Annotated in this window: 11 protein-coding genes and 2 pseudogenes; 10 read left to right on the forward strand and 3 right to left on the reverse strand. The window is 72.3% G+C overall.

The genetic code is table 11. From position 1 onward, the window contains the following. Positions 1–191: 191 nt before the first annotated feature. The 4 genes and pseudogenes from AB0E83_RS25320 to AB0E83_RS25335 all read left to right on the forward strand — a co-directional run. A complete protein-coding gene (locus AB0E83_RS25320) occupies positions 192–608 on the forward strand; it encodes a DUF6457 domain-containing protein (protein ID WP_362116168.1) in 417 nt (138 codons plus the stop codon). An 89-nt stretch (positions 609–697) separates the two neighbouring features. Continuing rightward, a complete protein-coding gene (locus AB0E83_RS25325; RefSeq protein WP_362116198.1) occupies positions 698–2434 on the forward strand; it encodes an FUSC family protein in 1737 nt (578 codons plus the stop codon). Positions 2435–2776: 342 nt separating this feature from the next. Continuing rightward, the gene (locus AB0E83_RS25330) at positions 2777–3223 is read left to right on the forward strand and encodes a VOC family protein (protein ID WP_362116171.1); all 447 of its coding nucleotides are present in this window, start codon (positions 2777–2779) and stop codon (positions 3221–3223) included. Positions 3224–3280: 57 nt separating this feature from the next. Next, a pseudogene (locus AB0E83_RS25335) lies at positions 3281–3574 on the forward strand (IS630 family transposase); the annotation flags it as partial. Between the two features lie 304 nt (positions 3575–3878). On the opposite strand, the gene AB0E83_RS25340 reads toward AB0E83_RS25335, so the two are convergent. The 3 genes from AB0E83_RS25340 to AB0E83_RS25350 all read right to left on the reverse strand — a co-directional run bounded on the left by AB0E83_RS25340 (position 3879) and on the right by AB0E83_RS25350 (position 8020). After that, a complete protein-coding gene (locus AB0E83_RS25340; protein WP_362116174.1) occupies positions 3879–4175 on the reverse strand; it encodes an antibiotic biosynthesis monooxygenase family protein in 297 nt (98 codons plus the stop codon). Positions 4176–4286: 111 nt separating this feature from the next. Continuing rightward, positions 4287–6839: a GH32 C-terminal domain-containing protein gene (locus AB0E83_RS25345; protein ID WP_362116177.1), complete on the reverse strand. Its 2553-nt coding sequence runs from the start codon at positions 6837–6839 to the stop codon at positions 4287–4289. Positions 6840–7048: 209 nt separating this feature from the next. Then, the gene (locus AB0E83_RS25350; protein WP_362116180.1) at positions 7049–8020 is read right to left on the reverse strand and encodes a carbohydrate kinase; all 972 of its coding nucleotides are present in this window, start codon (positions 8018–8020) and stop codon (positions 7049–7051) included. A gap of 299 nt (positions 8021–8319) precedes the next feature. On the opposite strand from AB0E83_RS25350, the gene AB0E83_RS25355 reads away from it, so the two are divergent. The 6 genes and pseudogenes from AB0E83_RS25355 to AB0E83_RS25380 all read left to right on the forward strand — a co-directional run bounded on the left by AB0E83_RS25355 (position 8320) and on the right by AB0E83_RS25380 (position 14194). After that, positions 8320–9336, forward strand: coding sequence for a sugar ABC transporter substrate-binding protein (locus tag AB0E83_RS25355; protein WP_362116183.1), 1017 nt, complete (start codon positions 8320–8322; stop codon positions 9334–9336). 197 nt (positions 9337–9533) lie between these two features. Then, on the forward strand, positions 9534–10529 hold the full coding sequence (locus AB0E83_RS25360) for an ABC transporter permease (RefSeq protein WP_362116186.1): 996 nt from the start codon (positions 9534–9536) through the stop codon (positions 10527–10529). After that, a complete protein-coding gene (locus AB0E83_RS25365) occupies positions 10526–11359 on the forward strand; it encodes an ATP-binding cassette domain-containing protein (RefSeq protein WP_362116189.1) in 834 nt (277 codons plus the stop codon). Before AB0E83_RS25360 ends, AB0E83_RS25365 begins: the two co-directional genes overlap by 4 nt. Positions 11360–11468: 109 nt before the next feature. Next, a complete protein-coding gene (locus AB0E83_RS25370; RefSeq protein WP_362116192.1) occupies positions 11469–12527 on the forward strand; it encodes a LacI family DNA-binding transcriptional regulator in 1059 nt (352 codons plus the stop codon). A 578-nt stretch (positions 12528–13105) separates the two neighbouring features. Further along, positions 13106–13411, forward strand: a pseudogene (locus AB0E83_RS25375) (LacI family DNA-binding transcriptional regulator); the annotation flags it as partial. A 540-nt stretch (positions 13412–13951) separates the two neighbouring features. Beyond that, complete coding sequence (locus tag AB0E83_RS25380) at positions 13952–14194, forward strand: hypothetical protein (RefSeq protein ID WP_362116195.1); 243 nt, start codon at positions 13952–13954, stop codon at positions 14192–14194. Positions 14195–14230: the final 36 nt, after the last annotated feature.

Consider the following 14230-nt stretch of genomic DNA (forward strand, 5'->3'; position numbering starts at 1 on the left):
TTCTTCCGCCGGCTGGATAGGCGGCGCCGATCACATCATCGAAGGTCCCTCTTTGACGTGCCGGAAGAAATCCCGGAGGGTGGTCGGGTGATGAATTCGGCGTCCCGATTCCATTCGTTCCATTCGTTCCATCCTGTTCGTCGGCCGGTTCGGCCGGCGCCGCGACGCCGAGGAAGGGGAAGTGACCTGCCGTGGACCTGCCTCCGTCCCCGCCGGTGGACCGCTTCGACCGGGGCCACACCGATCTGAGGGCCTCCCTCACCGACCGCCGCGACCCGCGCCGCACCTCCCGCGTGCCGGCCGAGGGCCCGGACCGGCCGCCCCGCCCCGGACTCCTCACCGACGAGGTGGCCCGTCCCGTGGACATCGCCGGGCCGCTCGACATGACCGGGGCGGTCGCCCACGCAGTGGCGCGCCCCGCGGCCCCGCTCACGGCCCCCTCCGGCGCCGGTGCCGCTCACGGCACGCCCGCGACCGCCGTCCACGCGCGCGGACGGAGGGACGCGCGGGCCTGTGCCCGGCTGGTCGAGGGCATCGCACACGAGGTGCCGATCCGGACGCACCAGATCCTCGCCGGCGGTGCCGAGGAGCGGGTCGGCGCGTGCTGAGTGCCCGGCGTGCCCTCTCCCCGCGCGGCGCCCTCGCCCTGCAGGGCGTGGACGGCGCCCTGTCCTTCGCCCTGCGCGCCGCGCTCGCCATGGCCCTGCCCGCCGTGCCGATGGCCCTGGCGGGCCATGCCGACCAGGCCGTCCACGCCATGCTGGGCTCCTTCACCACCACCTTCGGCCGGAACCTGCCGTACCCGCGCCGGGCCCGCGTCCTCGCGCTGGTCGCGGTGGCCATGACGGCCTGCGTGGGCGGCGGTTCGCTGCTCGGGGCGTGGGCCGAGCCGCAGCACGGGGGAGCGGGCGCCGTCGCCGTCGTGGCGGCCGTCGCCCTGGTCGCCGGGGCGGCGAAGCTCGCCTGCGACGCCGCCCGCCTCGGCGGACTCGGCGCGGTGCTGCTCCTGTTCTCCTTCGCCGTGGCCGCCAACGGGTCCCCCGGACCGTCCGACGTCCTTCCCCGGACCGCGGCGGCCGCCCTCGGCGCGGTCGTGGCCTGCGTCCTCGCCGTCGCGGGCCGGTTCGTCCATCCGGACCGCCCGCAGCGCCTCGCCGTCGCCGCCGCGCTCCGCGACGTCGCGGCCCTCCTGGACGCGGACGGCCCGGCGGGCGCCGGAGGGAGCGCCCTGCCGGCCGGGCCGGGCCCGCGGGGCCCGTACCACCCGCCCACCGGTCGGGCCCGGTCGGCAGGACGCCCCCGAGGGCCCCTGCGGCACCGGGCGACGGCCGCCGTCCTCCAGGCGTACCGGACGCTCGGCACCCTGCCGCCGACCGCCACCGAGCGGGGCCGACGCGGCGACAGCTGTCTGCGCCTGACCGACCTCGCGTGGTCCCAGCTCGTCGGACCGGCCCGCCGCCCACCGGACGAAACCGCGGCCATGGCACGGAACCTGCGCCGCCAGGCCCGCCTCCTGCTGAGCCGCCGCCTCCGCGCCCCGCGCGTGCTGCCCGAGCTGTCGCTCCCCTCGCTCCCCGACCGGGCACGGACCGCCGCCACCGGCCGATCCGCTTCCGGCACCCGGCCCACCCCCACGAGCCGGCGCGCCGCCGAACTGCGGGCCGCCGAACTGCTGACGGGCCCGCGCCACGACGGCCGCCTCCACCGGGCGGTCCTGTTCGTGCCCGCCCTGCGGATGGTCCTCGGCACCGGCGCGGCGGGCGCGGCGGCCCTGCTCCTCGGCCTCGGCCACGGCTACTGGGCCGCGATCTCCGCCGCGGCCGTGCTGCACTCCGTCAACGTCCGCACGGCGACCGTACGGGCCGTGCAGCGCACCCTGGGGACGGTCGCCGGACTGCTGCTCGCCCTCGCGGTCCTCGCCCTGCACCCCGGTCCCCTGACGCTCGTCCTCGTGATCGTGCTCCTGGAATTCCTGCTCGAGTACGCCGTGGCCCGCAACTACGGCCTCGGCGTCGTCTTCCTGACGCCCCTGGCGCTGCTCCTCACCGCCCTGGAGGCGCCGTCCCCCTCCGGAACGCTCGTCCAGGACCGGGCGCTCGGCAGCCTCCTCGGCATCGTCATCGCGCTCGGCTGCGCGCTGCTCGTCGTCCACGACCGGGCGGCCGTCCGGGTCGACCACGCGCTCGCCGCCTGCACGAAGGCATCGGACCGCGCCGAGCGGGCCCTGGAGGCCCGCTCCGAGGAGCTGTACCCGCTGGTCCAGACGAGGCTCGCGGCGGCCGCGGTGGAGCTGCGCGAGGCCGACGACGCCGCGGCGGGCGAACTCTGGCAGGCGGAGATCGACCCCGTGGAGCCGGCCGCCGCGGAGCACCGGGCCTATCTGCTCCTGGAACGGCTGCTCGCACGGCCGGCCCCGCCGACTCCGCCGGGCTGACGGTGACCCTGACGTGTTTCACGATCGGCCGGAGCACGGCCGCCGTGCGAGCTCCGGAACCCGGCCGGCCTGTCCCGGCCGGTGGCGTCCCGGTCTCCGGAGGACGGCCTCACCTGCGTCGTCGGCACCGCCGCCGAGTGCCGGGACCGGCCCGTCGGCGAACCGCGACCGCGCGCCCCGAGCCGCCCTCGACGGCGCTCGGGAGTGCCGGCAGGACTCGCGTGTCCAGGGGCCCACCTCCGTAGCGGCCCTCCTCGTCCCGTATCAGGCGACGTTCGCCCTGTCGTGGCGGTAGGGTTGCGGCCGGGTGGCGACCTCTTACCAACCACATGAGGGCGATTCATGAACCAGCAGTTGAACCTGGTGACATTGGGTGTCGAGAACTTGAAGGTCAGCCGCCAGTTCTACAGCCACGGCCTGGGCTGGACACCGCTGCTCGATCTGGACGAGATCGTCTTCTACCAGATCGGCAAGGGACTGGCCCTGGCGCTCTTCCCCCTGGCTGACCTCGGCGCCGACACCGGACATCCGGCAACAGCCGGCACGCCCTTCACCCTCGCCCAGAACCTCGACTCGCCCGCCGAAGTCGACGGAGCCGTGCAGCGGGCCCGTGCGGCAGGAGCAACTGTCCTCAAGGAGGCGCAACGCGCGGCGTTCGGTGGTTACCACGGCTACTTTGCCGACCCCGACGGCCACCGCTGGGAGGTGTGCCACAACCCCGGCTGGTCTGTCGCCGACGACGGCACCGTGACCCTGACAGCTGTCGCGGCGGCAGACGCGGAGGATTGACGCCGTTTCAACCCTGCCCACCGTCGAACTGCGCGGGTGGCCGAACGCGTGCGCGTCATCGCGATCGTGCTCGACGACTTCTCGCCGCACCTGACTACGGAAAAAGACACCCGGGTCGGCGGCTGGGCCGCGGCGAACAACGTCGAGTTCGCCTGCACACCGACCAACAGCCCCTGGCTCGACCGGATCGAGTCCCGGTTCACCGCCCTGCGCCACTTCGCCCTCGACGGTACCGACCACCCCGGCCACAAGGCCCGGGGCAGCATGATCCGCCGCTCCATCATCTGGCGGAACGGACACCCTGCGGATGAACGCCTCCGCAGGGTCGTGGCCAGAGCCGACGTCGCCTGACCGGCCGCTACCCGAACGAGCCGTCGGCTCGACCGGCGAAGCTCTCGCGACCGTCGTGCTCGAACCGCACTCGGCCTGGCAGACGTCGCCCGGGTTCTCGCCGTGCCTCCGCGGGCCTCGTCCCGGCGGGAGCCTGCCGCGGACGGGGAGTCGTACGGGCCGACCCACGCGGGCGGGCCGCCGGCCCGGACGGTCCCCGAGGCGTTCTCACCCGCGTCCGCCGCGGATGACCGCCAGGAGCGGTCGGGCGCACGCCTGACCGCCCGGTTCGGGACCTTCGCCGGACGAGGTCGGCGCCGGCCCCTCAGCCGAGCGGGCTCAGGAAGGTGAGGAGGGACTCCTTCTCCTGTATCAGGGGCTGAAGCGCCAGGTTGAAGGGCGGGCCGTAGGGGGCCGCCACGTGCTCCTGGAAGGCGGCCTCGCCCGTGTACGCCTCGAAGATCCAGTACGCCGAGGGGTCGGATTCCTTCGTGTACACCTCGAAGGCGAGGTTGCCGGGCTCTTCGCGGACGCGGGCCGCGTACTCCCGGACCAGCCGGGCGACGCGTTCCTCGTTCCCGGGGCGCACGGTGAACTCGGCCGGCAGCGACTTCTTCTCCATGATTCCGTTTCCTGTTCTGTCGCCGGTCGTCCCGACAGGGCTGGACGGTGCGGAGGCGGTCGGCCGAGGACCGGTGTCCGCCTCCGCACCGTCAGGGGGCCGGGCAGGTGGTCAGCCGCGGTACGACCGCATCTGCCAGACGTCGGCGCTGTCCAGGCGGGCAGTGCCGCCTTCGGCGAACAGCCGGATGCCGTCGCTGTCCGGGCCGGGGAAGATCTGGTCCGTGATCACGGCCTCGCCCCGGCCGCCGAACACCTCGACCGAGGACCAGTCGACCAGGATCCGGAGCTCGATCCTGCCGTTCCTGGGCGTCAGGGGCGCACGCTGGACGCCGGGGAAGTCGCGGTGGAAGTCGACCGCACCCGAACGCGTCCGGTCGACGTACAGCTCCTGGGTCTCCCTGTCGTAGCCGATGACGGTTTCCTGGCCTCGGCCCGTGCGCACCTTGAACCCGAAGCGTTCGGCGCCGGCGAGAGTGAACGTGGCCCGGATGTCGAGGGCCTTGCCGTCCGCCCGTCCCGCTGCCAGCGGAACGGACCCTTCCGCGATGCTGGTGTTCCGCACGCCGGTCAGGGGGCCCCGGAGCGACGCCACGGTGGACACGGGCTGCTGGGTCAGCCGGATCCGGCCGCCGACCGTGCGCAGGGCCATCTCTCGCGGGATGCTCTGCGCGCCGCGCCAGGGGGAGGTCGGGACGTCGTCGCCGTACTGCCAGTTGTTCATCCAGCCGATCATGTGGCGCTTGCCGTCGGGGCTGTCCTCCCAGGAGACGGCGGCGTAGTAGTCCTTGCCGTGGTCGACCCAGTCGGCTCGCTCCAGGCGCGAGCGGGCCGGCCGGTCGGCGGCGACGAAGTGGTCGGCCATGATGTGGCCCCAGCCGGCCGTGTTCATGTCGACGATCTGGATGACGGCCTGCTTGCCCTGGTGGGCGCGGAGGTCGAAGGAGGCCCAGTCCAGGGTTCCGCTGTCCGCGCCGGTCGCGCTGTGGACGACCTCGCCGTCGACGAGGAGGTTGACCGCGGTCTCCGTCGAACGGGGCCGTGCGGGGGTGTCGGACAGCATGACCTGGTCGAGCAGGATGTGGCCCCAGCCGCCGGTGTTCTGGTCGACGACCTCGATGCGCGCGGTCCTGCCGGCGAGGTCGCTCAGGTCCCAGGAGACCCAGTTGAGGGACTCCGAGTCGGTGCCGGTGGCGCTGCGGACCGTCTCTCCGTCGACGACGAGCCGGACGGCGGTGGGCGCGTCGGATCCGGAGGGGTGGTCGCCTCCGCCGACGAGGAGGTTGAGGTGTTTGGCGCTGAGGGTGAACTCCGGTGAGGTGAGGGTGCCCGTGGACGCGTCGCCGCCCAGGAAGGTGTTCACCAGGCCGGTGCCCGCGTGTCCGGACACCGGATGCTGTCCGGGGAGGGTGCCGCGTGCCGGACCGGTGCCGAAGGCGGTGCCGGTGGCGGTCCAGGAGCCGTAGGTGTCCTGCTCGAAGTCGGCGAGGACCTCGCCTGCGGGCGCGGGGGAGGCGCCCGTCACGGAGCCGGGGACATGGGGGTGACGGCCGCCGCCCACCTTGAAGTTGAGATACGGGCTGCTGACGGTGAAGGGCGCGGAGGTGAGGGTGCCGGTCTCGGCGTCGTCGCCGTGGAAGCTGTCGACGAGTCCCCTGCCCTCGAAGCCGTTCGTGCCCGAGGGGTCGGGCGCCGGTGCGGCCGGTCCGCTGCCGAAGGCGGTGCCGGTCGTCCGCCAGTCGCCGTAGCCGGCTCCCTCGAAGTCCTGCATCACCACTCCGGCCGGAGGCGTGTAGGAGCCGTCGTCGTCGGGCGTGAACGTCGTGCCGTCGAAGTCGCCCACGAAGTACTGGGCCGCCGAACCGCCGGCGATGCCACCGGGGTTGATGTTGACGACGAGCACCCACTTGGTGCGCGTGGGATCGCCGTCGACGGGGAGCGGGAACAGGTCCGGACACTCCCAGACGCCGCCCACCGCCCCCTGGGGGCCGAAGTCGCTCAGGTGCGTCCAGGACTTGAGGTCCTTGGAGGAGTAGAAGCGGACCTTGCGCTCGGTGGACAGCGACACCGTCATCAGCCAGCTCTTGGTGGGCGCGTACCACTGGACCTTGGGGTCGCGGAACTCCTTCGACCCGATGTCGAGCACGGGGTTCCCGGCGTACTTGGTCCAGGTGCGGCCGCGGTCGGTGCTGTACGCGAGGGACTGGGCCTGCTTGCCGCTGTCCTTGTGGTGGCTGGTGTAGACGGCCACCATCGCCGGGTTCGTACGGGTTCCGAACCCCGTGGTGTTGTCGTGGTCGACGACGGCACTGCCGGAGAAGACCATCTCCCGGTCGTCGTGGGGGATGGCGAGCGGCAGCTCCTGCCAGCGCACCAGGTCCTTGCTGACGGCGTGTCCCCAGGACATGTCGCCCCAGGTACTGCCGTTCGGGTTGTACTGGTAGAAGAGGTGGTACTCGCCCTGGTACCAGACCAGTCCGTTGGGGTCGTTCAGCCAGTTCTCCGCGGGGCTGAAGTGGAACTGCGGGCGGTACGTCTCCGTGTACGGCCGGCTGTCTTCTGCCGCCGCCCGCGGGGCGACGGCGGTGACGGTGAGGGCGCATGCCGCCACCGCGGCGGCGACGAGGCGCCGCGGGACACGGCGGAGTGCGGGGGCTCGGCTCATGGTTTCTCCTGCACTGTGGGCGTCGTCGTGCCCGCGTCCGCTGCGGTGGGACGACGTCGGGGGATTCGCAGTGCCGGGCGGTGGGGGACGGCCCGGAAACGGGTGTCATCGATGACATATGACAGCGATGACACCCAGTGGGGAGTGATGATGTGCGCGCTCCGGGCCGTACGTCAATGGCCTCGTCCGAGTTCGTCCGGGCCGCCGTTTCAGCCGGCGCCGTGTCCGATCGCGGGTGACGGCTGCGGCAACTGGCCGGCCCACGGCGGGTTCGGCCCGACGACCCCGCAGGTCAGCGCCGCCACCCGAGCGGCGAAAGCGCAGGCGTCGAAGACGTCGTCGACCCGCAGGCCCGTCAGTCGCCCGCCGAGGAGCCCCTTGGCGCCGAGGTGGTGCAGGAAGCCAGCGGTGAAGGAGTCGCCCGCGCCGACGGTGTCGACCACGTCGGTCGAAGGCGTCGGCACGGTGGTGCGCACGCCGTTCAGCGAGGCGACCGCGCCGCGCTCCCCCCGGGTGATCACGACGAGCGGGACGCCCGCCGCGTGCCATGTGTCGCAGGCCCGCTCGATCGTGTGCTCGGGCAGCAGGAGTTCCAGGTCGTCCTCGCTCAGGCGGAGGACGTCCGCGATCGCGCACCAGCGCGGCAGGCGTGCGCGGTAGACCTCGGGCGCGACGAGCAACGGCCGGACGTTCGGGTCGATGGAGATCGTGGCGGTGGCGGAGGCGCGGGCGAGGAAGTCCTCCACGACCGTGCCGCCGGGCTCGCGCACCAGGGCCAGGGAGCCCGAGTGCAGACAGGCCGTGGAGGCCAGGTCGGCAGCGGCGAGTTCCTCGGCCGTCCACTGCCAGTCCGCGGTGCCCCGGGCGTGGAAGGAGTACGCGGCCCGGCCCTGGGCGTCGAGTTCGGCGACCGCCAGTGTGCTGGGCTCGGGCGCGTGGATCGCGGCCGTGAGGTCGACGCCCGAGGCTTCCAGGTGCCCGCGGAACAGGCGCCCGAAAACGTCGTCGGACAGCCGCGCCAGGAAGCGGGCGGGCGTGCCCAGACGGGCGAGCGCCACGGCGGTGTTCGCCGGACCGCCGCCCGGCAGGACCCGCAGGGAAAGCTCGCCCGGAACGGGTGCGGGGACGGTGAAGGCGTCCGCGACGCATTCTCCAAGGACGGTGACCAGAGGCAGGCGCATGGCTCGTTCTCTCCAGGTGGGCAGCGCGGGGAGGCCGCGTCTTCGAGGGGCCTTGAGGAAGCTCACGGAGAGCGGCGCTCTCGGCGTGAGGCGGTACAGGCGGGCGGCGTTGCCGATTTGTGACGGCCGGAAGGCATTGACGTTTCCGGGTGATGGAGTTCATCATCCTCCGCAAGCGGTGTCAACGATGACATCGGTCAACGATGACACCGCTCCGGTGCGTTCGCCAGCAGCAGTTCCTTTGCTCCGCAGCACCTCGATCCACGGCCGTTCCGCCCTCGTTCCGCAGGAGATCAGTCATGCTTCGCAGAAACCGCGCCCTCCGCACCTCCCTCGGATTCACCGCTCTCGCCGCCGTCTCGGCGCTGACCCTGACGGCCTGTGGCTCCGGCGCGCAGGGCGGGACGGGCGGCGGTGACGGGGTCAAGGTCGGGCTGATCACCAAGACGGACACGAACCCGTTCTTCGTGAAGATGAAGGAGGGCGCCGAGCGGGCCGCGAAGGACAACGGCGTCGAACTCGTCAGCGCGGCCGGGAAGTTCGACGGCGACAACGCGGGCCAGGTCACCGCGATCGAGAACATGGTCAACTCCGGGGTCAAGGGCATCCTCATCACGCCCAACGACTCCAGGGCGATCGTCCCCGCCCTAGAGAAGGCACGCGCCAAGGGCGTCATGGTCATCGCCCTCGACAGCCCGACCGAGCCGCAGGACGCCACCGACGCCCTGTTCGCCACCGACAACGTCAAGGCGGGAGAGCTCATCGGCCGTTACGCCAAGGCGGCCATGGCCGGCAAGGAGGCGAAGATCGCCACGCTGGACCTCGCGCCCGGCGTCGCGGTGGGCGTGCAGCGCCACCAGGGCTTCCTCAAGGGCTTCGGCGTCGCGGAGGGCGACCCGTCGATCGTGTGCATGCAGGACACCGGCGGCGACCAGGCCAAGGGCCAGACGGCGATGGAGAACTGCCTCCAGAAGTCCCCGGACATCAACGTCGTCTACACGATCAACGAGCCGGCCGCGCTGGGCGCCTACACCGCGCTCAAGGCCAAGGGCCTGGAGAAGAAGGTCCTCGTCGTGTCCGTCGACGGCGGCTGCACCGGCACGAAGGCCGTCGAGGAGGGCAAGATCGCGGCGACCTCGCAGCAGTACCCGCTCCAGATGGCGTCCCAGGGCGTCAAGGCGGTCGTCGACTTCGCCGAGAACGGCAAGAAGGCGTCCGGCTACACCGACACCGGCGTCACGCTCATCACCGACGCGGCAAAGCCGGGGGTCGACTCCGAGGACACCGCCTACGGCCTGGAGAAGTGCTGGGGCTGAGCCCGGCATCAGGGTGGACCTTCGGCCGTACGGGCCGCTCCCGCGGTCGAACAGCCCGAACCCGCTCTCCCCGTCCGTGAGGCCGGACCACCCGCACCCGGAGGAGGGGCCCTTCGCGGCGGGCGCCGGCGAACGGCCCTCCGCATCCCTCTGACGAACCCCGCTCCGCCGACCACCGACCACCGGCAAGGACCCTCATGACTGCCACACCCCTGCCCTACGACCAGCTGAGAGGACCGACCACGGTCCGCCGGCTGCTCACCACGCCGACCACGGGCCCGCTCGTCGCCCTGCTGCTGGCCTGTGCCTTCTTCTCCCTGACGACCGAGCAGTTCCTCTCCGGCGGCAACTTCTCGCTGATCGTCCAGCAGGTCATGGTCGTGGGCACACTGGCCATCGGCCAGACCCTGATCATCCTCACCGCCGGCATCGACCTGTCCTGCGGCGCCGTCATGGCGTTCGGCAGCATCGTCATCGCCAAGACGGCCGCCGAAACCGGCCTGCCCCCGCTCGTCGCGATCGCCCTCGGTCTGGCCGTGTGCGCGGGCTTCGGCCTGGTCAACGGCCTGTTGGTGCAGCTGATCCCGCTCCCCCCGTTCATCGTCACCCTCGGCATGCTGAACGTGGCCTTCGCCCTGACCCACATCTACTCCGCCGAGCAGACGATCACCGACCTCCCGGGACCGCTGACCGCCCTCGGCGAGACCTTCCCGCTCGGCAACACCGACATCACCTACGGCTCGCTCGTCACCATCGCCCTGTTCCTGATCTTCGCCTACGCGCTGAGCGGCACGTCCTGGGGCCGGCACGTGTACGCGCTGGGCAACAGCCCCGAAGCGGCCCGCCTCAACGGCATCCGCACCTCTCGGCTGACGGTCGGCCTCTACACCCTGGCCGGAGCCGTCTACGGGATCGCCGCGCTGCTCCTGATCTCCCGCACCGGCGTCGGCGACCCGCAGGCCGGACAGACGGACAACCTCGACAGCATCACCGCCGTCGTCCTCGGCGGCACCAGCCTCTTCGGCGGCCGCGGAGCCGTCCTCGGCACCTTCATCGGCGTCCTCATCGTCGGCGTGTTCCGCAACGGCCTCCAGCTGATGGGCGTCGCCTCCATCTACCAGACCCTGATCACCGGCGTCCTGGTGATCCTCGCCGTGACCGTCGACCAGATCTCCCGGAAGAAGGCGCGATGAGCACGTCCGACGCCACGCCCGTGCTCCAGGCCCGCGGCCTGGTCAAGCGGTACGGCCACGTCACCGCCATCGACGGCGCCGACTTCGACCTGCTGCCCGGCGAGGTCCTCGCCGTCATCGGCGACAACGGCGCCGGCAAGACGAGCCTGATCAAGGCCCTCACCGGCGCGATCACCCCCGACGAGGGCGAGATCCGGCTGAACGGCGAACCCATCAGGTTCACCGGACCGCAGAGCGCCCGGCAGCACGGCATCGAAACCGTCTACCAGGACCTGGCCGTCGCCGCCTCCATGGACATCGCGTCCAACATGTTCCTCGGGCGCGAACTCCGCCGGCCGGGCTTCCTCGGCAGCGCGCTGCGCATGCTCGACAAGAAGCGCATGCGCGAGGAGGCGGCCGCCCACATGGCCGACCTCAAGATCGGACTGCGGTCGCTCACCCAGCCGGTGGAGACCCTGTCCGGCGGTCAGCGCCAGGCCGTGGCGGTCGCGCGGGCCGTCGCCTGGGCCAAGAGCGTCGTCGTCATGGACGAGCCCACCGCCGCGCTGGGCGTCAAGGAGTCCGGGCAGGTCCTCGACCTGATCCGCCGCGTCCGCGACAAGGGCATGCCCGTGGTCCTGATCAGCCACAACATGCCGCACGTCTTCGAGATCGCCGACCGCATCCACATCCACCGGCTCGGCCGGCGCGAAGCCCTGATCAAGCCTTCCGACCATTCCATGGCGGAGGTCGTCGCCATCATGACGGGGGCGCTCAGGGTGAACGATGATGGCGGTACGGTCGTTGCCGACGCGGATGCCGCCGAGGCGGCAGGCGTGTCCACCCACTGAGTCACCGCGCGGGCGACGCCGCGCGGGACACAGGACGACCGCACAGCCAGGACAGCGGGCCCGGCCCCCGGCAGGGGCCGGGCCCGGCAGACGCAAGGAACGGTGGTACATGGCCGCGACCCGCCGCCCCACACTGGCCGACGTCGCCAAGGAAGTGGGCGTCAGCGCCAAGACGGTCTCCCGGGTCCTCAACGAGGACGGGCCGAGTTCCCCGGAGACCCGCGAGCGCGTGCTCGCCGCGGTCGCGAAGCTCGGCTTCCAGCCGAACCTGATGGCCCGCAACATCCGTGTCGGGGGCCCCGACACCACCGTCGGCCTGGTCGTACCGGACCTGGGGAACCCTTTCTTCGGAACCGTCGCCGGCGGCATAGAAGACATCGTGCGCAGCCGCGGGCTCACCCTGCTCATGGGCTCGTCGGCCGAGGACCCGGACCGTGAGAAGGCGTTGATCCAGACCTTCCTCGCCCGGCGCGTCAGCATGCTGATGGTCGTCCCCGCGTTCGGAGCCGATCACCGTCACCTCAAGGCAGCGCGTGCGGCAGGGCTGCCGGTGGTCTTCCTCGACCGGCCGGGCGTCGGGCTCTCCGCCGACTGCGTCGTCAGCTCCAACCGGGCCGGCGTCCACGAGGGTGTCTCCCACCTCATCGCCCGCGGCCACCGCCGGATCGGCTTCATCGGAGACCTTCCCGCCAAGCTCTACACCCGGCGTGAACGGCTCGCCGGCTACCGCTCGGCGCTCGCCGAGGCCGGACTGCCCTACGACCGGGCCCTGGTGTCCGGCGCCCACAGCCAGGACGGGGCCGCCGCCGAGACCACGGCGCTGCTGGGCCTGCCGGACCCGCCCACCGCCGTCTTCGCCGGGAACAACATGATGGCCCTCGGCGTCATCGCGCAACTCGCCCGTGCGCGCCGCAAGGACGTCGCCCTGATCACCTTCGACGACCTCCCGCTCGCCGAGACCCTCGAACCCGCCCTGACCGTCGTCGCCCAGGACCCCGCGACCATCGGCGAGACAGCGGCCAGGACCGCGCTCGCCCGCCTGGACGGCGACCGCGGTCGCGTCCGCACCCTCATGGTCCCCACCCGTCTGGTGATCCGCGGCTCCAGCGAACTGCTCCCGCGTCCCGCCGAGCCGGCGACAGCCAGGAACCGAGCAGCACGCCCCTGAGCCTTTCCGGCCCGACGGCGCCGGCCGTGCGCCGGACGGACCGGTGGAACGGCGAAGCGCCTGGTGGACGGGGTCTCGACCAGGATCGCCGCCCCCTGGCGTCGTCGACGCGCTCGTCGCCGCCTGCCGTCAGCTCACGGACTGTGAGGCCGGCAGCCCGGAGGCGGGCTGCCGGCCTCGTGCGTCTGCTCCGCGGTCGCCGTCCGCTCCCCAAATGTGAACGTCCGGGCGCAACGCTCCGCGGTCAGCACCGAACCAGCGCCGGAGAGGTCGGCACCGGTGTCGACGGGGGAGTTCGGGTCAGCACGGGAACGAGTGGTGCTTGACCCTCTGAGGACCTCCGTGCCGAGCACGTGGGTGCCTTGAGCGGTGGATGCCGGCCCTCGTCATCAGGACCGCTTCGTCACCGGTGTCGCCGATGAGGCCCGGGTGCCGCGACGTGTCCTGCACGACCATGTCCGCGCCGGCACCTCGCGCATCGGCCCTATGGATTGTTAGCGCTCACATCGGTGAGGTGTGGCGTTGTGGGCCTCTCCCGTGTCGATACGCAGCCGTGAGCACGGAGAAGGGAGGTGATCGTGGCCCGTCCCGCGGAAGACGTCCGCCCGCCGACGATGGCCGACGTCGCACGGGAGGCGGGGGTCTCCCACCAGACCGTCTCCCGGGTGCTGAGCGGTCACCCCGACGTGCGCGCGGCCACCCGCGAGCAGGTCACCGTGGCCATCGAGCGGCTCGGCTACCGCCGCGACTCCGCCGCCCGCGCCCTGGTGACGCGCCGCACGAGGACGCTGGGCGTCATCGCCGTCAACACCGCCCTGTACGGCCCCGCCGGCACCCTGACCGGTCTGGAGGAGGCGGCGCGGGAGGAGGGCCGCCTCGTCTCGACCTCCTGGTGGACCACGTGGACCACATCGAGGGCCGGGCCAGGAAGGCCGAGCACCTGCTCGTCGAACCGCAGCTCATCATGCGGGCGAGCACCCGCCCGTCGGGCGGGGCCTGACGCGGAGGGCGGCTCTCTCGGCACCGCGATCCGGCCGGCCGTCGGAGGCGGGCTTCTGCCTGCGGCGGCCGCGTGCGCTCCGGCGCCTGGCTGCGCGTCGGGCCCTGTGCGGCGGGGCGCGCGTGCCAGGGCCGTACGCGTGAGGCCGCATGTGTCGGGATCATGACGTCGGCCGGGCCGCCCCCCGTGAAGCTCCTCTGCGGAGTGGCCGCCCTGTCTGTGCCCGTCGATCCCCCACCTCCCGCACAGCCAGGGGGCCAGAGCCCCTGGGACTGCCCGCGCGTGTTCAGGTGAGCGCTCACTTAGAGGACCCGGTTTCTCGACCAATGTTCGGCAGAACTGCACGCGACTCTTGCCCAGTTCGATTGTGAGCGTTAACAATCAGAGGGAACCCCGACCCCGCGCAAGACGAGAGAGACGCATCGTGAGCCCCCACGTCCCGTCCGGTCCCGAGACCCGGCACCACCCCGAGGCACGCACCATCGGAGTCGGCTTCGGCCCCCTCTCCGGGCGCGCCGCCGTGGCCAGGGTCCGGGACGGCGCCGAACTCGGTTCGTCGGCGCACGAGTACCGCCACGCCGTCATCGACGAGGACACCACCGTCCGTGGGTTCACGCGCGAGTTGCGCTGGAACCAGGCGTACCACCGACTGGCGCAGAGCCTGTGACCGCCCCCGCCGCCCCCATCAGGACGGAGTCCGCCG

Origin of the sequence: Streptomyces sp. NPDC035033, from assembly GCF_040636735.1 — a bacterium.
Lineage (GTDB): Bacteria > Actinomycetota > Actinomycetes > Streptomycetales > Streptomycetaceae > Streptomyces.

Bases quoted from the DNA above. Each gene is read 5' to 3' on its own strand.
- AB0E83_RS25325 (WP_362116198.1), top strand. From the start codon at position 698: ATGGCCCTGCCCGCCGTGCCGATGGCCCTGGCGGGCCATGCCGACCAG.
- AB0E83_RS25330 (WP_362116171.1), top strand. From the start codon at position 2,777: ATGAACCAGCAGTTGAACCTGGTGACATTGGGTGTCGAGAACTTGAAG.
- AB0E83_RS25340 (WP_362116174.1), bottom strand. From the start codon at position 4,175: ATGGAGAAGAAGTCGCTGCCGGCCGAGTTCACCGTGCGCCCCGGGAAC.
- AB0E83_RS25345 (WP_362116177.1), bottom strand. From the start codon at position 6,839: ATGAGCCGAGCCCCCGCACTCCGCCGTGTCCCGCGGCGCCTCGTCGCC.
- AB0E83_RS25350 (WP_362116180.1), bottom strand. From the start codon at position 8,020: ATGCGCCTGCCTCTGGTCACCGTCCTTGGAGAATGCGTCGCGGACGCC.
- AB0E83_RS25355 (WP_362116183.1), top strand. From the start codon at position 8,320: ATGCTTCGCAGAAACCGCGCCCTCCGCACCTCCCTCGGATTCACCGCT.
- AB0E83_RS25360 (WP_362116186.1), top strand. From the start codon at position 9,534: ATGACTGCCACACCCCTGCCCTACGACCAGCTGAGAGGACCGACCACG.
- AB0E83_RS25365 (WP_362116189.1), top strand. From the start codon at position 10,526: ATGAGCACGTCCGACGCCACGCCCGTGCTCCAGGCCCGCGGCCTGGTC.
- AB0E83_RS25370 (WP_362116192.1), top strand. From the start codon at position 11,469: ATGGCCGCGACCCGCCGCCCCACACTGGCCGACGTCGCCAAGGAAGTG.